This window comes from Vibrio sp. YIC-376 (assembly GCF_052353105.1).
Lineage (GTDB): Bacteria > Pseudomonadota > Gammaproteobacteria > Enterobacterales > Vibrionaceae > Vibrio.
This window is the reverse complement of the sequence record NZ_JBBWFK010000028.1, coordinates 1-22645: the sequence shown is the minus strand read 5'-3', so window position 1 is coordinate 22645 and position 22645 is coordinate 1. Positions and strand designations below refer to the sequence as shown.

Annotated in this window: 19 protein-coding genes; 5 read left to right on the top strand and 14 right to left on the bottom strand. The window is 46.0% G+C overall.

All coding sequences use genetic code 11. From position 1 onward, the window contains the following. The first annotated feature begins 67 nt into the window (after positions 1 to 67). Complete coding sequence (gene purD, locus WJM94_RS24120) at positions 68 to 1357, top strand: phosphoribosylamine--glycine ligase (protein ID WP_444496685.1); 1290 nt, start codon at positions 68 to 70, stop codon at positions 1355 to 1357. Between the two features lie 67 nt (positions 1358 to 1424). Here the strand turns inward: purD and WJM94_RS24115 are convergent, their stop codons facing one another. Continuing rightward, positions 1425 to 2123, bottom strand: a complete 699-nt coding sequence (locus WJM94_RS24115; RefSeq protein WP_444496684.1) for a DUF1481 domain-containing protein — start codon at positions 2121 to 2123, stop codon at positions 1425 to 1427. 39 nt (positions 2124 to 2162) lie between these two features. Further along, on the bottom strand, positions 2163 to 2435 hold the full coding sequence (gene hupA / locus WJM94_RS24110; protein WP_005433627.1) for a nucleoid-associated protein HU-alpha: 273 nt from the start codon (positions 2433 to 2435) through the stop codon (positions 2163 to 2165). Positions 2436 to 2688: 253 nt separating this feature from the next. Here hupA and WJM94_RS24105 point away from each other — a divergent pair, with 253 nt between their 5' ends. Continuing rightward, entirely contained in the window at positions 2689 to 3795 is a 1107-nt protein-coding gene (locus WJM94_RS24105; RefSeq protein WP_444496683.1) for a CNNM domain-containing protein, read from the top strand. Between the two features lie 88 nt (positions 3796 to 3883). Here WJM94_RS24105 and WJM94_RS24100 read toward each other — a convergent pair whose 3' ends face one another. Then, positions 3884 to 4471 carry a YjaG family protein gene (locus tag WJM94_RS24100; RefSeq protein ID WP_444496682.1) on the bottom strand — a complete coding sequence of 196 codons (588 nt, stop codon included), beginning with the start codon at positions 4469 to 4471 and terminating at the stop codon, positions 3884 to 3886. Positions 4472 to 4537: 66 nt separating this feature from the next. Between WJM94_RS24100 and WJM94_RS24095 the strand changes: the two genes are divergently transcribed. Both WJM94_RS24095 and WJM94_RS24090 read left to right on the top strand, forming a co-directional pair. Continuing rightward, on the top strand, positions 4538 to 5461 hold the full coding sequence (locus WJM94_RS24095) for a D-2-hydroxyacid dehydrogenase (protein ID WP_444496681.1): 924 nt from the start codon (positions 4538 to 4540) through the stop codon (positions 5459 to 5461). Positions 5462 to 5468: 7 nt separating this feature from the next. Continuing rightward, complete coding sequence (locus WJM94_RS24090; protein ID WP_444496680.1) at positions 5469 to 6041, top strand: uracil-DNA glycosylase family protein; 573 nt, start codon at positions 5469 to 5471, stop codon at positions 6039 to 6041. A gap of 221 nt (positions 6042 to 6262) precedes the next feature. On the opposite strand, the gene hemE is transcribed toward WJM94_RS24090, so the two are convergent. Next, positions 6263 to 7330: a uroporphyrinogen decarboxylase gene (gene hemE, locus WJM94_RS24085; protein ID WP_444496679.1), complete on the bottom strand. Its 1068-nt coding sequence runs from the start codon at positions 7328 to 7330 to the stop codon at positions 6263 to 6265. Positions 7331 to 7577: 247 nt separating this feature from the next. Beyond that, positions 7578 to 8375, bottom strand: coding sequence for an NAD(+) diphosphatase (nudC, locus tag WJM94_RS24080; RefSeq protein ID WP_444496678.1), 798 nt, complete (start codon positions 8373 to 8375; stop codon positions 7578 to 7580). A gap of 178 nt (positions 8376 to 8553) precedes the next feature. On the opposite strand from nudC, the gene rsd reads away from it, so the two are divergent. Continuing rightward, the gene (rsd, locus tag WJM94_RS24075; RefSeq protein ID WP_444496677.1) at positions 8554 to 9045 is read left to right on the top strand and encodes a sigma D regulator; all 492 of its coding nucleotides are present in this window, start codon (positions 8554 to 8556) and stop codon (positions 9043 to 9045) included. 138 nt (positions 9046 to 9183) lie between these two features. On the opposite strand, the gene rpoC is transcribed toward rsd, so the two are convergent. The 9 genes from rpoC to tuf form a co-directional block, all read right to left on the bottom strand. Next, the gene (gene rpoC / locus WJM94_RS24070; RefSeq protein WP_444496676.1) at positions 9184 to 13386 is read right to left on the bottom strand and encodes a DNA-directed RNA polymerase subunit beta'; all 4203 of its coding nucleotides are present in this window, start codon (positions 13384 to 13386) and stop codon (positions 9184 to 9186) included. Positions 13387 to 13461: 75 nt separating this feature from the next. After that, on the bottom strand, positions 13462 to 17490 hold the full coding sequence (gene rpoB, locus WJM94_RS24065) for a DNA-directed RNA polymerase subunit beta (protein WP_444496675.1): 4029 nt from the start codon (positions 17488 to 17490) through the stop codon (positions 13462 to 13464). Positions 17491 to 17741: 251 nt separating this feature from the next. Then, positions 17742 to 18107, bottom strand: a complete 366-nt coding sequence (rplL, locus tag WJM94_RS24060; RefSeq protein ID WP_444496674.1) for a 50S ribosomal protein L7/L12 — start codon at positions 18105 to 18107, stop codon at positions 17742 to 17744. Between the two features lie 57 nt (positions 18108 to 18164). Next, positions 18165 to 18659, bottom strand: a complete 495-nt coding sequence (rplJ, locus tag WJM94_RS24055) for a 50S ribosomal protein L10 (RefSeq protein ID WP_444496673.1) — start codon at positions 18657 to 18659, stop codon at positions 18165 to 18167. Positions 18660 to 18952: 293 nt separating this feature from the next. Next, positions 18953 to 19654: a 50S ribosomal protein L1 gene (gene rplA / locus WJM94_RS24050; RefSeq protein ID WP_444496672.1), complete on the bottom strand. Its 702-nt coding sequence runs from the start codon at positions 19652 to 19654 to the stop codon at positions 18953 to 18955. Positions 19655 to 19658: 4 nt separating this feature from the next. Then, on the bottom strand, positions 19659 to 20087 hold the full coding sequence (gene rplK / locus WJM94_RS24045; protein ID WP_444496671.1) for a 50S ribosomal protein L11: 429 nt from the start codon (positions 20085 to 20087) through the stop codon (positions 19659 to 19661). 164 nt (positions 20088 to 20251) lie between these two features. Next, entirely contained in the window at positions 20252 to 20800 is a 549-nt protein-coding gene (nusG, locus tag WJM94_RS24040) for a transcription termination/antitermination protein NusG (RefSeq protein WP_005384681.1), read from the bottom strand. A gap of 13 nt (positions 20801 to 20813) precedes the next feature. Beyond that, positions 20814 to 21194 (bottom strand): preprotein translocase subunit SecE, encoded by a 381-nt coding sequence (secE, locus tag WJM94_RS24035; RefSeq protein ID WP_444496670.1) that lies wholly within the window; start codon positions 21192 to 21194, stop codon positions 20814 to 20816. Between the two features lie 267 nt (positions 21195 to 21461). Next, positions 21462 to 22645: elongation factor Tu (gene tuf / locus WJM94_RS24030; protein ID WP_444496442.1), on the bottom strand; the 1184-nt coding region annotated here is incomplete at its 5' end.

The window sequence follows — 22645 nt, the reverse complement described above, 5'->3', positions numbered from 1 at the left end:
TGTATTCTGTAAGCGAAGCGCTCTGTATTCTGAACTCTCATCACTACCGTGATAAAAAGGATTAAAAATGAATGTATTAATTATCGGCGCTGGCGGTCGTGAACACGCACTAGGTTGGAAAGCCGCTCAAAACCCGAATGTTGAGACTGTATTCATCGCACCTGGTAACGCTGGCACAGCGCTTGAGCCTACACTGACAAACGTCAACATTGGCGTAGAAGACATCGCAGCTCTGGTTGCATTTGCAAAAGAGAACGCGATTGAACTGACTATCGTTGGTCCTGAAGCACCACTCGTTATCGGCGTGGTCGATGCATTTAACGAAGCGGGTCTTCCTATTTTTGGCCCTACTCAGGCTGCCGCTCAACTTGAAGGCTCAAAAGCGTTCACGAAAGACTTCCTCGCTCGTCACAAAATCCCAACTGGTGTGTACGCAAACTTCACTGAAATTGAACCAGCATTGGCTTACGTTCGTGAGCAAGGCGCACCTATCGTTGTGAAAGCAGATGGCCTTGCAGCAGGTAAAGGCGTAATCGTTGCAATGACGCTAGAAGAAGCGGAAGATGCGATTAAAGATATGCTGGCTGGCAACGCTTTCGGTGAAGCGGGTAGTCGCGTGGTTATTGAAGAGTTCCTTGATGGCGAAGAAGCAAGCTTCATCGTCATGGTAGACGGCGAGAACGTACTACCAATGGCCACCAGCCAAGACCACAAGCGTGTGGGTGATAAAGACACTGGCCCTAACACTGGCGGTATGGGTGCTTACTCTCCAGCTCCAGTAGTAACACCAGAAATCCACAACCGCATTATGGAAGAAGTGATTTACCCAACGGTTCGCGGTATGGCAGCTGAAGGCAATCCATACACTGGTTTCCTATACGCGGGCCTGATGATCGATAAAGATGGTACACCAAAAGTAATCGAATATAACTGTCGATTCGGTGATCCAGAGACTCAACCAATCATGATGCGTATGCAGTCAGATTTAGTTGAACTTTGTCTGGCGGCTGTGGACAAGAAACTTGACCAAGTGGAATCAAAATGGGATCCACGTGCGTCAATCGGTATTGTTCTGGCTGCAGGTGGTTACCCTGGCGATTACACTAAAGGTGATGTGATTTCAGGTCTACCTCAGACCGAAGTCGAAGGTGAGAAAGTCTTCCACGCAGGTACCGAAAACAAAGACGGTAATGTCGTGACAAACGGTGGCCGAGTACTTTGTGCAACGGCACTGGGTCACAGTGTTTCAGAAGCTCAGCAACGTGCTTATGAACTAGCCAAACAGATCAGCTGGGATGGCATGTTCCATCGTAATGATATTGGCTACCGTGCTATCGCACGTGAGCAATCAAAATAATGACAACATCAGTTGGCTACTAAAAACAAGGCGCGTTAAGCGCCTTTTTTGTTGTTCGAAAAAGAGATTATTCAGAGAGAAGCATTGGCCGTCTTACACAGTCAAAATCATCATTTTTAAGTAACAGTAGCTCATCTACCGTCACCTTATTCCGTGACGCTTTACCAATAAAGGCAATGTAATTATCTTCAGATGATAATCGGTCAATCACAAATTTAGGCAGCGTTTGATTAAACTCTAACGTCGAAAACTCTTTGCCCGCGCAAGTTTCCAACAACTCACCGTTCCAGTAGCCTTGGATCAAGCTTTGACCATTACGAGAGCGCTCTTTTACGGAAGAAACCACGCCATTAGCCTGTGCCTTAAATTGTTCTAGTTGCTCATGCTGCAATGGCAGAACTTTGTTGTTAACTCGGTACTGCTGGTAGACAGCCTCACCATCTTTATTGAAACGGATGTGGATTTGAAAAGGTACCATGCCAAGCTTGGCATCAATCTGATTACCCTTTCGAGTCAACTCCCGTAGTTCCCCTTCATCCCAGCGATAGTCACTTTGGTACCAACCGTAATCTCCTGCAGTAACGTAGTCCGCAGCAGTGCTGACACGAGTAAGTCGCTCGGTCATCCAATACAAACTGCTTGCATCGCCTTCCGCTTTCCCACCAGAGAAATGAGTAAATTGTTCTAGATTCGGAGTTTCGACGGATGAACAGCCAACAAGAGAAAGGCCAGAGAGGAGAAGTGAAGTGAGTAGATGTTTGTTCATAAAATTGCACCGAGGCAGGAAACCTCGGTGCATTCTAACTTAGTTTACTGATTCTTTCAGTGCTTTACCTGCTACGAATGCAGGAACGTTAGCAGCTGCGATTTGAATCTCGTCGCCAGTCTTAGGGTTACGACCAGTACGTGCAGCGCGGTGGTTTACTTTGAATGTACCAAAACCAATTAGTTGAACTTGGTCGCCCTCTTTAAGTGCACCAGTCACACCTTCAAGAGTCGCTTCAAGAGCAGCTTTTGCTTGTGCTTTTGATAGATCTGCTTTCTCTGCGATAAAGTCGATTAATTGGGTCTTGTTCATTAGGTTTCCCTTCTTATAGGTTATCGAATTCGTCTCACTCTAAAGCATAAATGCCCCATCTGGCAAAGGTTTGTAAGTGATCTTTCGATTTTATGACGTACTTTTAGCCATAATATGAGTAATAACTCACAATTTGTTACCACATAGCATCCTAAAACCCTTGCTTTCCAACGTAATTGGCGCAATTTATATCGCACTTTTGCGGCTATAATTGTCGCAAATAACTACTATCAAACAACTTTCAAGGGCAACCATGCTGCTGTTATCCATCTATATCTCTATTGCTATCGGCATTTCGTTTATCTGTTCGGTACTGGAGGCGGTACTACTGAGTATCAGTCCGAGCTACATCGCGCAGCTCAATCAACAGGGGCATCCTGCTGCAGAGCAGCTTTCTAAACTCAAATCAGACATCGATCGCCCACTTGCATCCATTCTGACCCTTAACACCATCGCACACACGATTGGTGCGGCAACCGCCGGCGCGCAGGCAGCGGTGGTGTTCGGCAGTGAAGCGCTTGGACTCTTCTCTGCGGTACTGACGCTGGCGATTTTGGTTTTATCTGAAATCGTGCCCAAGACTATCGGGGCAACCTATTGGCGTCAGCTCGCCCCTACCGCCGCTGTAGCTCTGCGCTGGATGGTGTGGGCCTTAACACCATTCGTTTGGTTCTCAGAGCAGATCACGAAGCGCCTTGCACGTAACCACGAAGCACCGAAGATGCGTGATGAATTATCAGCAATGGCGATTCTCGCGCGGGAAAGTGGTGAATTCGCAGAAGGTGAATCAAAAATCCTGAGCAACTTGCTTGGCATTCAAAATGTCCCTGTCACTCAGGTGATGACTCCTCGCCCAGTGGTCTTTCGTGTCGATGCAGCAATGACAATCAACGAGTTTCTGGTAAAACATAAAGATACTCCTTTCTCTCGTCCTTTAATTTATAGTGAGCAGAAAGATGACATCATTGGCTTTGTGCATCGTCTGGAACTATTCAAACTGCAGCAATCAGGCTGCGGTGAAAAACAACTTGGCGCAGTGATGCGTCCAATTCAGGTGGTGCTAAACAATACCGCACTGCCGAAAGTCTTCGATCAGATGATGACACATCGCCTGCAGCTTGCGCTCGTGGTTGATGAGTATGGAACGGTACAAGGCTTGGTTACGTTAGAGGATATCTTTGAGCATCTGGTCGGCGAAGAGATCATCGATGAAGCAGATAAAAGTACTGACATGCAAGAGCTGGCGTATCAGCGTTGGGAAAAATGGAAAGAGAAGCACGGCGTAATCGAAAGCCGCGATGACGACGAAGAATCAGCGGCGGAGAAGCTGGTCAAAGAGCAAGACGCTCAGAAAGCCTAGAAAACAGACCCGAAAGACGCTTAACTGTTTAACACCCACAAGTAAAAAGGCATCCTATTGGATGCCTTTTTCACAGTTCGACAGGATATTAAAGCGCGATACCTATATTGCTTACACCCTCTTCACGAAGCTCTTCACGCAAGTCTTTAATCAAACTGATGTCACGCTCGGTCGCTTCACGCAATGGGCGGAAAATAGCCCACTGAACGTCCCACTCCTCACACACGGCTTGGTTTTCTTTTTGATTGTCATTGGTGATAGGCTCACTGCCTTGTGCCTGCTCTAGATCAGCGACGGTTTGGACAGACTGTTGACTCACTTTAAGCATTGAATCGAAAAGGTAATCGCGATCCAACAGGCCATGCAATAGCGTAGATAGTGCCTGACACGCATCCATCGCTGGATATACGCCGTAGAAATCAAACTCATCTGCGCTTGGGAAAAGATCTTCAAGTTTTTCTAACTGACGTTCAAAGTTCACTTTCGCACTTTTTACTGTCAGAATTTCCCATACACTATCAAGAATCGCTCGGTAAGCGCGCGGTTCAGCAAATTCTGTATTCTCACAAAACATCGCATAGTTTGGATACATGCGCTCACACAGACACGCCATAAAGGTAATTTGTTGCCAAGGTTCTAGTTTTTCTAAACGAACCTGAAGAGGATTCTTAAGCATAGTCACTCAATCATTGAAGAAAAAAACAGCGAAAGTGTACTTGATTCATCACAGGGAAAAAAGTTAATGCCGCAGCCAAATAAGATTTTCCTGCTCTCAGAGCATAGTGACACCTACAAAACGTTACTGGCAGAGAAAAACCTGCCCGATCTAAGCGTTACAGATACACCACATGAAGCCCAAATTGTGCTGGCCGATCCGCCTCTGCTACCAGAAAGGTTAGACGAGTTTTCACAACTTGAGTGGGTACAATCCACATTTGCTGGAGTGAACACTCTGATGTCCCCCACTTTGCGTCGGGATTATACCCTCACTAATGTGCGCGGCATCTTTGGACCACTCATCGCTGAATATGTGATTGGATATTGCATCGCTCACTATCGACACTTTAATCGCTACCACCAGCAACAGCAGAGTAGACAGTGGCAACCGCACTTATACAGCTCTCTACAAAGTAAAACCATGGCCATTCTCGGGACGGGTAGTATCGGCACTTACTTAGGTAAGGCAGCACAAGCAATGGGAATCAAGACCATCGGCGTCAATCGTTCTGGTATCCCAACGGCAGGTGGAGAGTTCAGTCAAACGTACCGCATTAATGAGTTGGCGAGTGCCCTGCAACAGGCAGACATTGTCGTCAACACTTTGCCAAGTACGCCAGAAACGCTTTACTTACTTAATAGCGAAACACTATCCCACCTTGAACAAGCCATACTGATTAATGTGGGTCGAGGGAATGTACTGGAGGAGACTGGGTTGCTACTTGCACTCGAGAAGGGTTGGATAGAACACGCCATTCTGGATGTATTTGAACAAGAGCCGCTTCCTCAGGAGCACCCTTTCTGGAAGTTGCCACAAGTGACAATCACACCACACATTGCTGCGCTTAGTTTCCCTGAGCAAGTGGCGGAGATATTTACCGACAACTACCTCCGTTGGCGGGATGGCTTGTCTCTCAACTATAGAGTCGATTTCGATAAAGGATACTAAGGTACTAATGTCACTAGACGCACTGCTAAAGCAAGTTCGAGCCTGTCAGCTTTGTGCTCACGATCTACCGTTAGGCGCTAACCCGGTAGTGCAAGCAGGAAAAGAAGCCCGTTTGCTGATTATTGGTCAGGCACCTGGTACTCGTGTACACAAAACATCGATTCCTTGGAATGACCCGAGCGGTGACCGGCTGCGTCAATGGCTGGATATCGATAAAGAAACCTTTTACAACGAAAGCAAGGTGGCGATTATGCCGATGGGATTTTGCTACCCAGGTAAAGGCCAATCCGGAGACTTGCCACCACGTAAGGAATGTGCGCCCGCTTGGCATCAGAAGCTGCTTAAACAACTGCCGAATATCGAGCTGACATTATTGATTGGCCAATATTCACAGCAGTATTACCTGACAAACAAACCCAAAACACTCACTCAAACCGTTATGCAATGGCAGGAATGGGAACCGGATTTTATCCCTCTTCCCCATCCTTCTCCACGCAATACCTTATGGCTGAAGAAAAACCCATGGTTTGAAGACGATGTTGTTCCTTACCTGCAAAAGCGCATCCATTCGATGCTTTAGGTTACCTATGATCTAATTGCTTGTTTATCTGTACATAATAAAAATCATCGCAAACCAAATTAAAATAACCATTTGTTTTTAAATAATTAATATTACACCTGTACAGATTAAACAGTAATTAGAACATGATAGGCCAAATACTATAAGAGCTGTACAGCGGTAAACTTCAGACAAAAAAATACCGGCAATAGATGCCGGTATTGAATTTCGAAAAATCGAGATTATTTGTGGTATGGCTTAGATAACTCGTGCACCGCTTCCACAAATACGCCTGCATTTTCTGGCGGAACATCTAAGTGAATGCCGTGACCAAGGTTAAATACATGGCCAGTACCAGCATCACCGAAACCTTCAAGGATACCTGCCACTTCTTCACGGATACGCTCTGGTGACGCGTAAAGCATTGATGGGTCCATGTTGCCCTGCAATGCAACTTTGTCACCGACACGTGCTTTCGCATCAGCAATGTTAATAGTCCAGTCCAGACCGACAGCATCACAGCCTGTCGCTGCGATTTGTTCTAGCCACATACCGCCATTTTTAGTAAATAGAGTCACTGGAACACGGCGACCATCGTTTTCACGGATCAGGCCATCAACAATTTTGTGCATGTATTGCAATGAGAACAAGTTGTAGTCACGAGGAGTCAGTACACCACCCCATGTATCGAATACCATAACTGACTGCGCACCTGCTTTAATCTGTGCGTTCAGGTACTCAATCACGCTGTCAGCGAGCTTATCAAGCAGTAGATGCAGAGTTTGCGGCTCAGCGTACATCATCTTCTTGATCTTAGTGAACGCTTTCGAGCTGCCACCTTCAACCATGTAAGTCGCTAGTGTCCATGGGCTGCCAGAAAAACCGATCAATGGCACTTCACCCTGCAGGTCTTTACGGATCTGACGTACCGCGTTCATCACGTATTGCAGCTCACCTTCAGGATCTGGAAGGCCAATTTTTTCCACATCAGCTTTGCATGTGATTGGGTTGTCAAATACTGGACCTTCGCCAGCCGCAAAGCGCAGTCCTAGCCCCATAGCATCTGGGATCGTCAGGATATCAGAGAACAAGATTGCAGCATCAAGAGGAAAACGGCGCAGAGGTTGAAGAGTTACTTCAGACGCCAGCTCCGCGTTTTTACACAAAGACATGAAATCGCCCGCTTGAGCACGAGTTGCTTTGTATTCTGGTAGGTAACGACCTGCCTGACGCATCATCCATACTGGCGTGTAATCTACCGACTCTTTAAGAAGTGCACGCAGATAACGATCATTTTTTAATTCAGTCATTCCGTAATTCCAATTGTTAGGCTTTCTTTTAAAGGAGGTATTCTACCACTGATTTAAGATCAATAGCTGTGTGCTTTGCGCCCTGGATCAAGTTATTAACTTTTAAATCAATGCTTAATTTGCAACCAATCCTCATCAGTGTTAAAAATTTGTTCGCTAGCGAAAACTACAATTATAAACTGAGTACTCAGTACTCAGCATCTCATAACGACATCTTACTTACCCCCTCCCTCTCGGAGGGTTTTTTTTAACCATTTCCCACAGTGTTAGCTTTAATATCTTGCACCGTATGCTCAATTAGAGCCCTTGCTATAGTGCCTTTCGGAGCGACTTCTGGCATATCATCAACGTTAAACCACTGCGCGTCAGATAGCTCTGTGGTGTCTGGATTCAACTCTCCCGACTCATAATCCGCTAAGAATGCCATCATCATGCTTGATGGGAAGGCCCATGGTTGACTACCAAAATAGCGAATATTTTTTACGTAAATGCCAGTTTCTTCGTGTATTTCACGTGCGACGCACTCTTCCAGAGTCTCACCAACTTCGAGAAAGCCCGCTATCACGGTGTACATTCCATTGCGATGCCTTGGGTGCTGTGCGAGCAGAATCTGCTGATCCTTTCTCACGGCGACAATAATGCATGGAAAAATACGGGGATAATGCAGCGTTCGACATTCACCACACTGCATTGCCAACTGGTTGTTATTAATGAAATTCCTGCCACCACATTGAGGGCAAAAGCGCAAACTTTGAGTCATGTGCCCATACTGAACGGCTCTACTGAGCAAAAGGAATAGTGGTTCAGGAAAGTTCAGGCAATCCCTCAATGGCGTCATAGGTAGGTCATCTTCCAGTTCGGATAGATCTATCCACATGACCGGATATTGTTGATACTCACCAATTTTTCTTGCACTGGCTTCAGGTAGTGCTAACTGTTCCGATGAACCAAAAGGGATAGCACCATCCACCAGCCAAATTTCACTTCCCGAAACAACACACCAATAGGCATAACCTAAGCGCTTTACATCACCTTTTCTTAACATGACATCCTCCCTTTGCTTGAAGTTCATCCATTTTACTGGCAATCTAATTTCATACTAGAGTTTATCGTTAGGTAAATATGAAACTATAAATTTTAGTAAGGACAAGAGTTTGTAATAACTTTACTAACTTTGCTATGCAAAGGATACGTTTGCCAAATGGCGAACCGATCATGAGGGCATGGTCATGCTAAAAAAATTCAAACAAACACAAGACCAATGGGGTGGATCCAGTGATGTCATAGATCACTGGTTAGAAACGAGACAATCCCTAATTGTTGAGTATTGTAAGCTTGCAGCACTTCAACCTTGTTCGAAAACAAACGTGATTGAACTCCCTTCCCCTTCTGAACTGCAAAACTTCTGCCAACACCTAGTCGACTACATCTCTGAAGGTCATTTCAAAATTTACGATATGGTTATGGATCGTTGGAAATCGACAGGCTTTGTCGTAACTGACGATATCCATAAAACTTACGCGCAGATCGTATTGACGACTGATCCTTTGTTGAACTTTAACGATAAGTACTCTGAAGTCGATGAAGATGATGAGTTATTAGACTTCGATTCAGACATGTCGCTAGTTGGAGAAATTCTTGAAACACGTTTTGAAGTTGAAGATGAATTGATTCAACAGATTTCTGATAGTCTCTCGATGCCTCCGGGTGCGTAGTCGACGCAAAGAACGAGTTCTGTAATGGCAGGCTATTGAAGAAGGGTTGATAGAAAAGCATCAACCCTTTTTTAGGCATTAAAAAAGGCACCCGAGGGTGCCTTTTGCATTTATCTTAACGATGACTCGTCAGAAAACTTAATCTTCCGAAGAGAAGCCAGCGTTTAGAAGTGCCGCCAGGTTATCCGTAGCTTGTTCAGCAGATGGACCTTCTTGCGCTTCAGCACGTTTAGCTTGACGCTCTTGGTGGTATGCGAAACCAGTACCTGCTGGGATCAGACGACCAACAATTACGTTCTCTTTCAGACCACGTAGATCATCACGCTTACCAGAAACTGCTGCTTCTGTTAGTACGCGAGTTGTCTCCTGGAACGATGCCGCAGAGATGAACGACTCAGTCGCTAGAGACGCTTTGGTAATACCTAGAAGTTCACGTTCGAAACGCGCAGGCTCTTTGCCTTCAGCTTCCAGATTACGGTTAGCAATCTTAACTTGTGAGTACTCAACTTGCTCGCCAGATAGGAACTCAGAGTCACCAGCAAATGTGATAGTACACTTACGTAGCATTTGACGAACGATAGTCTCAATGTGCTTATCGTTAATCTTAACGCCTTGTAGTCGGTAAACTTCTTGTACTTCGTTTGCGATGTACTGAGTTACCGCGTGTACGCCACGTAGACGTAGAATGTCATGTGGAGACTCTGGACCATCAGCGATTACGTCACCACGTTCAACGCGCTCACCTTCGAACACGTTAAGCTGGCGATGCTTAGGAATCATCTCTTCGTAAACTTCACCGCTGTCGCGAGTGATCACTAGACGACGCTTACCTTTAGTCTCTTTACCGTAGCTAACTGTACCTGTGTGTTCAGCAAGGATCGCAGGCTCTTTGGGCTTACGTGCTTCGAACAGGTCCGCTACGCGTGGAAGACCACCGGTGATATCTTTGTTACCGCCAGATTTCTGAGGAATACGTGCAAGTGTATCACCCACACCTACTTCTGCGCCGTCTTCAATGTTCACGATCGCTTTACCAGGCAGGAAGTAGTGAGCTGGCATTTCAGTACCAGGGATCATTACATCGTTGCCTTGCTCGTCAACAAGTTTGATAGCCGGACGCATATCTTTACCTGCTGCTGGACGAGCTGCTGCGTCCGTAACTTCGCTTGAAGATAGACCAGTTAGGTCATCTGTCTGACGAGAAACAGTCACGCCATCAATCATATCTACGAACTGGATACGACCAGCTACTTCAGTGATGATTGGTAGTGTGTGAGCTTCCCAGTTCGCAACTGTTTCACCAGCTTGAACTGAATCGCTATCTGCCTTGCTCAGTATAGAACCGTAAGGCAGTTTGTGTTTCTCTTTGGTACGACCGAATTCGTCGATAATAGTCAACTCAGCAGCACGCGAAGTGATAACCAGTTTGTTATCTTTGTTCGTTACGAACTTAGCGTTATGCAGTTTAACAGAACCGTTGTTCTTAACTTGGATGCTGTTTTCTGCTGCTGCTGTCGATGCCGCACCACCGATGTGGAACGTACGCATCGTTAGCTGTGTACCCGGCTCACCGATAGACTGAGCAGCGATAACACCTACTGCTTCACCTTGGTTCACTAGGTGACCACGTGCAAGGTCACGACCGTAACACTGAGCACAACAACCGAAGTCAGAATCACAAGTAACTACTGAGCGCACTTTCATGCTGTCTACTGAGTTCTCTTCCATTATTTGACACCACTTCTCATCGATCAGTGTGTTACGTGGAATAAGAACTTCCTCAGTACCAGGTTTTAGAACGTCTTCAGCAACTACACGACCTAGTGCAAGCTCAGATAGTGCAACTTTAACATCACCACCCTCGATATGAGGCATCATGTCAACACCCTCATGAGTGCCACAGTCATGTTCAGTTACAACAACGTCTTGAGCAACGTCTACTAGACGACGAGTCAGGTAACCCGAGTTCGCTGTTTTCAGTGCCGTATCCGCAAGACCCTTACGAGCACCGTGCGTTGAGATAAAGTACTGAAGTACGTTTAGACCTTCTTTAAAGTTCGCTGTGATCGGCGTTTCGATGATTGAACCATCTGGACGCGCCATCAGACCACGCATACCAGCAAGCTGACGAATCTGTGCTGCAGAACCACGAGCACCTGAGTCCGCCATCATGTAGATGCTGTTGAACGACTCTTGTTGTTCCTCTTCACCGTCACGGTTAATTACCGTTTCAGATGACAGGTTCTCCATCATTGCTTTTGCAACGCGGTCGTTGGTCGATGCCCAGATATCGATAACTTTGTTGTATCGTTCGCCCGCAGTAACAAGACCAGATTGGTACTGTTCCTGGATTTCACGTACTTCTTCTTCCGCTTCTGCGATTTCAGTGTACTTAGCTGGCGGTACAACCATATCGTCGATACCAACAGATACACCAGATAGTGCCGCGTAAGCAAAACCTGCGTACATGATTTGGTCAGCGAAGATTACAGTGTCTTTTAGACCTAGCTTACGGTAAGCCTCGTTAAGCAGGTTAGAGATTTGCTTCTTACCTAGCTTTTGGTTAACGATGCTGTACGGCAGACCAGATGGTACGATTTGCCATAGCATTGCACGACCGATAGTGGTATCCACTAGCTTAGTTTCAGTTGTGCTGTTGCCGTCTTCGTCTACAACTGTTTCTGTAATACGTACTTTAACGCGTGCGTGAAGCTCAGCTTGTTTAGTGCGGTATGCTTTCTCAGCCTCTGCTGGGCCAGAAAGGTACATGCCTTCACCTTTCACGTTGATCTTTTCACGAGTCATGTAGTACAGACCCAATACAACGTCCTGAGAAGGTACGATGATCGGATCACCTGACGCTGGCGACAGAATGTTGTTTGTCGACATCATCAGAGTACGAGCTTCAAGCTGTGCCTCTAGAGTTAGAGGTACGTGAACCGCCATTTGGTCACCATCGAAGTCCGCGTTGTACGCCGCACACACTAGTGGGTGTAGCTGAATCGCTTTACCTTCGATTAGTACTGGTTCGAACGCCTGGATACCTAGACGGTGAAGTGTAGGTGCACGGTTCAATAGTACTGGGTGTTCACGGATAACTTCGTCCAGGATATCCCAAACCACTGCTTCTTCACGCTCTACCATCTTCTTAGCAGCTTTGATTGTAGTCGCAAGACCACGAGTCTCTAGCTTGCTGTAGATAAATGGTTTGAATAGCTCAAGTGCCATCTTCTTAGGAAGACCACACTGGTGCAGACGAAGGTATGGACCTACTGTGATTACAGAACGGCCTGAGTAGTCTACACGTTTACCTAGAAGGTTCTGACGGAAACGACCTTGTTTACCCTTGATCATATCAGCAAGAGATTTCAGAGGGCGCTTGTTCGAACCTGTGATCGCACGACCACGACGACCGTTGTCTAGCAGCGCATCAACAGACTCTTGCAGCATACGTTTTTCGTTACGTACGATGATGTCCGGAGCAGCTAGCTCTAGAAGGCGCTTCAAACGGTTGTTACGGTTGATCACACGACGGTATAGATCGTTTAGATCAGAAGTCGCAAAGCGACCGCCATCTAGTGGTACTAGAGGACGTAGATCTGGCGGAAGTACTGGAAGTACAGTCAGGATCATCCACTCTGGGTTGTTACCAGATGTGATGAACGCTTCTACCAGCTTAAGACGCTTAGTCACTTTCTTACGCTTAGTTTCAGAGTTTGTAGTCTCTAGCTCTTCGCGCATTTGTTCCGCTTCAGCGTGCATGTCCATAGAACCTAGTAGGTCCTTGATAGCTTCTGCACCCATCTTAGCAGTGAACTCGTCACCCCACTCTTCTAGTCGATCCAGATACTCTTCTTCAGTAAGCATCTGACCTTTTTCTAGATCAGTCATACCTGGTTCAGTTACTACGTACATTTCGAAGTAAAGAACACGTTCGATATCACGTAGAGGGATATCCATCAGTAGACCGATACGAGACGGTAGCGATTTTAGGAACCAGATGTGAGCTACTGGTGAAGCAAGCTCGATGTGTCCCATACGGTCACGACGAACTTTAGTTTGTGTAACTTCTACACCACACTTCTCACAGATAACACCACGGTGCTTCAGGCGCTTGTACTTACCACAAAGACATTCGTAGTCTTTAACTGGACCAAAGATACGCGCACAGAACAGACCATCGCGTTCAGGTTTGAACGTACGATAGTTGATCGTTTCAGGTTTTTTAACTTCACCGAAAGACCATGAACGAATCATGTCTGGTGAAGATAGACCGATTTTGATTGCATCAAATTCTTCGGTCTTATGCTGCGCTTTTAGAAAGTTTAATAAGTCTTTCACAATCAGCTCCTGTAAGGAGTTAAAAGGAGCTCACCCGCAAAAGTGAGCGCCTTTCTACCGATAATCCCGTGGGGATTACTCTTCGTCTTCTAGCTCGATGTTGATACCTAGCGAGCGGATCTCTTTCAACAATACGTTGAACGATTCTGGCATACCAGGTTCCATGCTGTGGCTTCCGTCTACGATGTTCTTGTACATCTTAGTACGGCCGTTAACGTCATCCGACTTAACAGTTAGCATTTCTTGTAGAGTATAAGCTGCACCGTATGCTTCCAGTGCCCATACTTCCATCTCACCGAAACGCTGACCACCGAACTGAGCTTTACCACCTAGTGGCTGCTGAGTTACTAGGCTGTACGAACCAGTTGAACGAGCATGCATCTTGTCATCAACAAGGTGGTTAAGTTTCAGCATGTACATGTAACCTACAGTTACAGGACGCTCAAACGCATCACCTGTGCGACCATCAAACAGTCTTAGCTGACCAGATGTTGGCAGGTCTGCTAGTTTCAGAAGCTCTTTGATTAGAGGCTCAGAAGCACCGTCAAATACTGGTGTCGCGATTGGTAGACCGCCACGTAGGTTTTCGATCAGTGTACGTACTTCATCATCAGTTAGAGCAGCAACGTCTACTTTCTGGCGAGTTTCACCTAGATCGTAAACTTTTTGTAGGAACTCGCGGAATTTCGCTAGTTCTTGTTGCTCTTTAACCATCTGATTGATCTTGTCACCGATACCTTTCGCTGCCAGACCTAAGTGAACTTCTAGGATCTGACCGATGTTCATACGCGAAGGTACACCCAGTGGGTTCAGTACGATGTCTACAGGCTGACCTTTTTCATCGTATGGCATGTCTTCAACAGGGTTGATCTTAGAGATTACACCCTTGTTACCGTGACGACCCGCCATCTTATCACCAGGCTGGATGCGACGTTTAACCGCTAGGTAAACCTTAACGATCTTCAGTACGCCAGGTGCTAGATCATCACCTTGAGTGATCTTACGACGCTTGGTTTCAAACTTCTTATCGAAGTCAGCTTTTAGCTCGTCCCACTGCTCAGCAAGTTGCTCAAGCTGAGTTTGTAGTGCGTCATCTTCAAGCGTTAGCTCTAGCCACTTCTTACGATCAGTAGACTCTAGTTTCGCTTCAGAGTAACCGCCGTCGATCAGCACAGCTTTCACACGGTTTAGAAGGCCACCCTCAAGAATCTGGAATTCTTCAGTAAGGTCTTTCTTCGCTTCTTTCAGCTGCATCTGTTCGATTTCAAGCGCACGCTTGTCTTTCTCTACGCCATCGCGAGTGAAGACTTGAACGTCGATGATCGTACCTGATACAGAGTTAGGTACACGCAGTGAAGTATCTTTAACGTCAGATGCTTTTTCACCGAAGATCGCACGTAGTAGCTTCTCTTCAGGAGTTAGCTGAGTTTCACCTTTAGGTGTTACTTTACCAACCAGGATGTCGCCACCCTTAACTTCAGCACCAATGTAAACGATACCTGACTCGTCTAGTTTAGACAGAGCAGACTCACCTACGTTTGGAATATCCGCTGTGATCTCTTCAGAACCAAGCTTAGTATCACGCGCCACACAAGTTAGTTCTTGAATGTGGATTGTCGTGAATCGGTCTTCTTGAACTACGCGCTCAGATACTAAGATCGAGTCTTCGAAGTTGTAACCGTTCCAAGGCATGAACGCGATACGCATGTTTTGACCAAGCGCTAACTCACCAAGGTCTGTTGAAGGACCATCAGCAAGTACGTCACCACGTGCAACAGGTTCACCTGGCATTACACATGGGCGTTGGTTAATACAAGTGTTCTGGTTAGAACGTGTGTATTTAGTCAGGTTGTAGATGTCGATACCTGCTTCGCCAGGTACTAGTTCTTCTTCGTTTACTTTAACAACGATACGAGAAGCATCTACAGACTGGATTACACCACCACGTTTCGCAACTGCAGTTACACCTGAGTCAACTGCTACGTTACGTTCAATACCAGTACCAACAAGCGGTTTGTCAGCTTTCAGTGTTGGAACTGCCTGACGTTGCATGTTCGCACCCATCAATGCACGGTTCGCATCATCGTGTTCTAGGAACGGGATAAGCGATGCAGCGATAGATACAACCTGGTTTGTCGCAACGTCCATGTACTGAGCGTGCTCACGAGGGTGTAGACCAGATTCACCTTTCTGACGTGCTGTGATCAGCTCTTCTACAAAAGTACCGTCTTCAGTCAACGCAGCGTTCGCCTGTGCGATAACGAATTGGCCTTCTTCGATTGCAGATAGGTAATCTACTTCGTCTGTTACAACACCATCTACAACGCGACGGTATGGAGTCTCAAGGAAACCGTACTCGTTACAACGCGCAAACGCAGATAGAGAGTTGATCAGACCGATGTTTGGACCTTCAGGCGTTTCGATAGGACATAGACGACCGTAGTGCGTTACGTGTACGTCTCGAACTTCGAAGCCAGCACGTTCACGAGTCAGACCGCCAGGACCCAATGCAGAAATACGACGCTTGTGCGTTACTTCTGATAGTGGGTTGTTTTGGTCCATGAACTGTGAAAGCTGTGAAGAGCCAAAGAATTCTTTAACTGCCGCAGAAATTGGCTTCGCGTTGATCAGGTCTTGAGGCATTACAGCATCAAGGTCGCCCAAGCTTAGACGCTCTTTAACTGCACGCTCAACACGTACTAGACCTACACGGAATTGGTTCTCAGCCATTTCGCCTACAGAACGGATACGACGGTTGCCAAGGTGGTCGATATCGTCCACTTCGCCTTTACCGTTACGGATCGCGATCAGCTTCTTCATCACTTCGATGATATCTGTTTCATCAAGTGTGCCTTGCTCTTGAGCATCTTCACGACCGATAGAGCTGTTGAACTTCATACGACCAACAGTCGATAGATCGTAACGCTCTTCAGAGAAGAATAGGCTTTCGAATAGTGCTTCTGCAGCTTCTTTTGTTGGCGGCTCACCAGGGCGCATCATGCGGTAGATTTCTACCAATGAAGAGATACGATCAACAGAACTGTCGATTCGTAGTGTCTCTGACATGAATGGACCGTGGTCTAGATCGTTCGTAAACAGAACTTCTAGCGCTTTATGGCCAGCCTGAGATAGGTTCGCTAGTGCTTCCAGGCTAATTTCCTGGTTAGCCGTAACAATGATCTCGCCCGTTGCTTCGTTGATGTAATCTTTCGATGCAACTTTACCTACGATGTACTCAACCGGTACTTCGATATGGTCAATGCCATCTTTTTCTAGCTGGCGAATATGACGAGCTGTTACGCGACGACCTTGCTCAACGTAAACTTTACCATCTGCTTCGATGTCGAATGACGCAGTTTCACCACGTAGACGATCTGGAACCAACTCCATAAGTAGAGTTTGGTCTTTCACTTCGAAGTTCACTTTCTCGAAGAAGAGATCTAGGATTTCTTCAGTCGTTTTACCTAGTGCACGAAGGATGATCGATGCAGGTAGCTTACGGCGACGGTCGATACGAACGTACAGGTTATCCTTAGGATCGAACTCGAAATCAAGCCATGAACCACGGTAAGGAATAACACGTGCGTTGTATAAAACTTTACCTGAAGAGTGGGTCTTACCCTTATCGCTGTCGAAGAACACGCCTGGGCTTCGGTGCAGCTGGGATACGATAACCCTCTCGGTACCGTTAATTACGAAGGTACCATTGTCTGTCATGAGTGGAATCTCACCCATGTAGACTTCTTGTTCTTTAATGTCTTTTACAGTACCTGCTGGCGCGTCTTTATCAAAGATAACTAGGCGTAGTTTTACACGTAGTGGCTTTGAATAAGTTACACCGCGGATTTGACATTCTTTAACGTCAAAAACTGGCTCACCAAGACGGTAGCTAACGTATTGCAGCTCAGAATTGCCGTTATAGCTCTGAATCGGGAATACAGAACGGAAAGCAGCTTCAAGACCGTATTGACCTTCAGGATCCTGTTCGATAAATTTGTCGAACGAATCGAGCTGGATCGATAGCAGGTATGGAATGTCCAAAACTTGTGGACGAGTACCAAAGTCCTTACGGATGCGCTTTTTCTCGGTATAAGAGTAAACCATGGGGTTCCTCAGCTCGCTGATAAGTGACCCAAACTGTCCGCCCGCTCCTAGTTACTTAAGGGGGGTAAGGGACAGTGACTAAATAGCTGTTTACTGTAGTGACATTTCATTTCGTAAGAATGAAATGTTTTTTGCATGGGTATGAGGCGCTTAAACAGCGGGAAAATTCACCTATACCCTACAGCGCAAAAAGGCCGGTGGTTAAAAAACCACCAGCCAATTAGCCGTTAGGCTAAGAAACTATGCAATAATTACTTAACAGCAACAGTTGCACCAGCTTCTTCTAGCTGAGCTTTAAGAGCTTCAGCTTCTGCTTTTTCAACACCTTCTTTAAGAGGTGCTGGAGCGCCGTCTACAAGAGCTTTAGCTTCTTTAAGACCTAGACCAGTTGCGCCACGTACTGCTTTGATTACGGCAACTTTGTTAGCGCCAGCAGATTCTAGGATTACGTCGAATTCAGTTTGCTCTTCAACAGCTGCTGCTGCTGGGCCGCCCGCTACTACAGCTGCTGCTGCAGAAACGCCGAATTTCTCTTCCATTGCTTCGATTAGTTCAACAACTTGCATCACAGACATTTCTGCGATTGCGTCTAGGATTTGCTCGTTAGTAATAGACATAACAATTCTCTTTTAAGTCAACAATAAGTTTATTAAGCAACCAGTAAAAAGCAAGGCTTATGCCGCTGCTTCTTGTTTTTGATCGCGGATAGCTGCGATAGTACGCGCCAGCTTGCCAGCCGAAGCTTCTTTCATGCACATCATTAGGCGTGCGATTGCTTCGTCGTAAGTTGGTAGTGTTGCTAGTACTTCAGCGTCAGTTAGAGCGCCTTCAAATGCAGCAGCTTTGATCTCGAAATTTTTGTTCTCTTTAGCGAAGTCTTTGAAAAGACGCGCTGCAGCACCTGGGTGCTCGTTAGAGAACGCGATCAGAGTAGGACCAGTGAATGTCTCAGTTAGACATTCGTAGTCTGTACCTTGAACCGCACGACGTGCTAGAGTATTACGCACGACTTTCATGTAAACGCCAGCTTCACGAGCTTGTTTACGTAGAGAAGTCATTGCGCCAACTTCAACGCCACGAGAATCAGCTACAACTGCAGAAAGTGCACCACTGGCAGCTTCGTTGACTTCAGCAACAATTGCTTTTTTGTCTTGAAGGTTTAAAGCCATCTTGGATTTACTCCTGGTTGTCGTTACACCACTCACTATCATCACGACAGTGAGAGCTATTGAGGTGCATTCCCAGAAGAAAGTTAACTATATTACATAGAGCTTTCTGTCAGTTCGGGCACCATCTACGTAGGACAATTAAGTTTGCAATAGAGCAAACACCTACGGTCTTGGACGGAGACTGGGTCTTAATTCATTTCGAACTAGGAGACAGTTCAAAGAACCAAAGTTCAGCCCCAACCACAAATATTAGGCGCAAAATTATACACTAATTTTGCACCTAAGCAAATAAATTATGCTTGAGCGTTCAGGCTAGCCTGATCAACAGCAACACCAGCACCCATAGTAGTAGAGATGCTTACTTTCTTCAGGAAAGTACCTTTCGCTGAAGACGGCTTAGCTTTCTTAAGAGCAACTAGAAGTGCTTCTAGGTTCTCTTTGATTTGCTCTTCAGAGAAATCAACTTTACCGATAGTAGTGTGGATGATGCCGTTCTTGTCGTTACGGTAACGAACCTGACCAGCTTTAGCATTCTTAACTGCTTCAGCAACGTTAGGAGTTACAGTACCAACTTTAGGGTTTGGCATTAGACCGCGAGGACCTAGGATAGTACCTAGTTGACCTACAACGCGCATTGCATCTGGAGAAGCAACAACTACGTCGAAGTTCATTTCGCCTTTCTTCACTTGCTCAGCAAGATCTTCCATACCAACGATGTCTGCGCCAGCTTCTTTAGCTGCTTCAGCGTTTGCACCTTGAGTGAACACTGCAACGCGGATTTCGCGGCCAGTACCGTGAGGTAGTACAGTTGCACCACGTACGTTCTGGTCAGATTTACGAGCATCGATGCCTAGGTTAACAGCAACGTCAACAGACTCTACGAATTTAGCAGTTGCTAGTTCTTTTAGAAGAGCAACAGCTTCGTTGATTTCGTACTCTTTAGTTACGTCAACTTTTTCGCGGATTACGCGCATGCGCTTAGTTAGTTTTGCCATGATATTAACCCTCTACCACTAGGCCCATTGAACGAGCAGTACCTGCGATAGAACGCTTCATCGCTTCGATGTCAGCACCAGTCATATCTGCAGCTTTAGCTTCTGCGATTTCTTGGATTTGAGCGTCAGTTACAGTACCAACTTTTTCAGTGTTTGGACGACCTGAACCAGACTTAACGCCAGCAGCTTTCTTAAGAAGAACAGCAGCAGGTGGAGTCTTAGTTACGAACGTAAAAGAACGGTCGCTGTAAACAGTGATAACAACTGGAGTCGGTAGACCTTTCTCTAGAGATTCTGTTTTCGCGTTGAACGCTTTACAGAATTCCATGATGTTAACACCGTGCTGACCTAGTGCAGGACCAACTGGTGGACTTGGGTTTGCCATACCAGCAGCAACTTGTAGCTTGATGTAAGCTTCAACTTTCTTAGCCATGATAATTCCTAAGTTTGGGTACAAACGCTAATCACGGATCAGCTCCCCGTTTGTGTAAGAAACTTTTTACTTCGGTAGAAGTAAAAAGGCGCGAAATTATAGTAATAATTCGCGCCTTATACAACCCTAAAAAGGTGATTTTTTATACTCTTTAAAAAAGAGTATTAGTCCAGCTTCTCAACCTGACCAAATTCAAGCTCAACTGGTGTTGCACGACCAAAGATCGATACAGACACTTTCAGGCGGCTCTTCTCGTAATCCACTTCTTCAACAGTACCGTTGAAGTCAGCAAATGGACCTTCATTAACACGTACCACTTCACCCGCTTCGTACATAGTACGTGGACGAGGTGCTTCGCTCGCTTTCTCAAGACGATTAAGAATCGCGTCAGCTTCTTTATCTGTGATAGGTGCAGGACGGTCAGAGGTACCACCAATGAAGCCCATGACACGCGGCACACTGCGTACTAGGTGCCATGATTCATCGTTCATGATCATCTGAACAAGGACGTAACCTGGGAAGAATTTACGCTCAGATTTACGACGTTGACCTGCGCGCATTTCCACAACTTCTTCAGTTGGGACTAAAACTTCACCAAATAGCTCTTCCATGCCATGCATTTTGATATGCTCGCGAAGAGACTGAGCTACACGACCTTCAAATCCAGAGAAGGCTTGAACCACATACCAGCGTTTTTTAGGAGCTTCACTCATGAATTACAACCCTCTATACCCCAGTCGCTAGAGCAACAAGACGAACCATAATGCCGTCAATGCCCCATAGCGCTAGAGCCATTACAATACTTACAGCTAAAACGATCAGTGTTGTTTGCATGGTTTCTTGGCGAGTAGGCCAAACAACTTTACGTACTTCCATACGAGATTCTTTTGCAAAACTGATCGCTGCTTTACCTTTAGTCGTTGTTGCTGCAACGCCAAGAGCAGCTGCAATAAGAACAACAACGCCTGCAGCACGAATTACTACAGACATTTCACCATACAGGTAATTACCCACAACAGCGGCAGCTGCCAATACGAAAGCGGCAATCCACTTAAACGTATCTGCTGCATTTGAGCTATCAGGAGTTTCAGCATTATTTGCTTTCATAAAACCAACCTGTTACAAGTCTTAATATAGACGACAACAACCCCGCTGTTGCAGGGCAAACTCCATATCGCTGAAAAAAACAGCGAACTCTTCTTAAGATTAAACAGCTTTGCTTAATCTTGCTCCACACTCAAGCAACCTCTGAACAAGAAAACAGCAAAAATTATGTTGAGTGCAGAAAAAGGGCATCAAATGATGCCCTTTTTGCTACTGCTTCGTCAAATCTAATTCAAGATTTTCCGAAAGTATCCGCTAATTCGTTATGAATTAGTCGAAGATCTTAGCAACAACACCAGCACCTACTGTACGGCCACCTTCACGGATCGCGAAACGTAGACCTTCGTCCATTGCGATTGGTGCGATTAGCTCAACAGTCATCTGAATGTTGTCACCTGGCATTACCATTTCTACGCCTTCTGGTAGAGAGATATCACCAGTTACGTCAGTTGTACGGAAGTAGAACTGTGGACGGTAGCCTTTGAAGAATGGAGTGTGACGACCACCTTCATCTTTAGACAGTACGTATACTTCTGATTCAAACTTAGTGTGTGGAGTGATTGAACCTGGTTTAGCTAGTACTTGACCACGTTCTACTTCGTCACGCTTAGTACCACGTAGAAGTGCACCAACGTTCTCACCCGCACGACCTTCGTCTAGAAGTTTACGGAACATTTCAACACCAGTACATGTAGTTGTAATAGTGTCTTTGATACCGATGATAGCAACTTCGTCACCAACTTTTAGGATACCGCGCTCGATACGGCCAGTTACTACTGTACCACGACCTTGGATTGAGAATACGTCTTCGATAGGCATTAGGAATGGCATATCGATCGCACGCTCTGGCTCTGGGATGTAAGAATCTAGAGCTTCAGCTAGTTCGATGATTTTCGCTTCCCATTGCTCTTCGCCGTTTAGTGCGCCTAGAGCTGAACCTTGGATAACTGGTAGGTCATCACCTGGGAAATCGTACTCAGATAGAAGTTCACGAACTTCCATTTCTACTAGTTCTAGTAGCTCTTCATCGTCAACCATGTCACATTTGTTCATGAATACGATGATGTAAGGGATACCAACCTGACGGCCTAGTAGGATGTGCTCACGAGTTTGTGGCATTGGGCCATCTGTTGCAGCAACAACTAGGATACCACCGTCCATTTGCGCAGCACCAGTGATCATGTTTTTAACATAGTCAGCGTGTCCTGGGCAGTCTACGTGTGCGTAGTGACGAGTTGGAGTGTCGTACTCTACGTGAGAAGTAGAGATTGTGATACCACGCTCGCGCTCTTCTGGAGCGTTATCGATAGATGCGAAGTCACGAGCAGCACCGCCGTAAACTTTAGCAAGAGTAGTACAGATAGCTGCAGTTAGAGTTGTTTTACCGTGGTCAACGTGGCCGATAGTACCAACGTTTACGTGCGGTTTTACACGTTCAAATTTTTCTTTAGACA

Bases quoted from the DNA above. Each gene is read 5' to 3' on its own strand.
- purD (WP_444496685.1), top strand. From the start codon at position 68: ATGAATGTATTAATTATCGGCGCTGGCGGTCGTGAACACGCACTAGGT.
- WJM94_RS24115 (WP_444496684.1), bottom strand. From the start codon at position 2,123: ATGAACAAACATCTACTCACTTCACTTCTCCTCTCTGGCCTTTCTCTT.
- hupA (WP_005433627.1), bottom strand. From the start codon at position 2,435: ATGAACAAGACCCAATTAATCGACTTTATCGCAGAGAAAGCAGATCTA.
- WJM94_RS24105 (WP_444496683.1), top strand. From the start codon at position 2,689: ATGCTGCTGTTATCCATCTATATCTCTATTGCTATCGGCATTTCGTTT.
- WJM94_RS24100 (WP_444496682.1), bottom strand. From the start codon at position 4,471: ATGCTTAAGAATCCTCTTCAGGTTCGTTTAGAAAAACTAGAACCTTGG.
- WJM94_RS24095 (WP_444496681.1), top strand. From the start codon at position 4,538: ATGCCGCAGCCAAATAAGATTTTCCTGCTCTCAGAGCATAGTGACACC.
- WJM94_RS24090 (WP_444496680.1), top strand. From the start codon at position 5,469: ATGTCACTAGACGCACTGCTAAAGCAAGTTCGAGCCTGTCAGCTTTGT.
- hemE (WP_444496679.1), bottom strand. From the start codon at position 7,330: ATGACTGAATTAAAAAATGATCGTTATCTGCGTGCACTTCTTAAAGAG.
- nudC (WP_444496678.1), bottom strand. From the start codon at position 8,375: ATGTTAAGAAAAGGTGATGTAAAGCGCTTAGGTTATGCCTATTGGTGT.
- rsd (WP_444496677.1), top strand. From the start codon at position 8,554: ATGGTCATGCTAAAAAAATTCAAACAAACACAAGACCAATGGGGTGGA.
- rpoB (WP_444496675.1), bottom strand. From the start codon at position 17,490: ATGGTTTACTCTTATACCGAGAAAAAGCGCATCCGTAAGGACTTTGGT.
- rplL (WP_444496674.1), bottom strand. From the start codon at position 18,107: ATGTCTATTACTAACGAGCAAATCCTAGACGCAATCGCAGAAATGTCT.
- rplJ (WP_444496673.1), bottom strand. From the start codon at position 18,659: ATGGCTTTAAACCTTCAAGACAAAAAAGCAATTGTTGCTGAAGTCAAC.
- rplA (WP_444496672.1), bottom strand. From the start codon at position 19,654: ATGGCAAAACTAACTAAGCGCATGCGCGTAATCCGCGAAAAAGTTGAC.
- rplK (WP_444496671.1), bottom strand. From the start codon at position 20,087: ATGGCTAAGAAAGTTGAAGCTTACATCAAGCTACAAGTTGCTGCTGGT.
- nusG (WP_005384681.1), bottom strand. From the start codon at position 20,800: ATGAGTGAAGCTCCTAAAAAACGCTGGTATGTGGTTCAAGCCTTCTCT.
- secE (WP_444496670.1), bottom strand. From the start codon at position 21,194: ATGAAAGCAAATAATGCTGAAACTCCTGATAGCTCAAATGCAGCAGAT.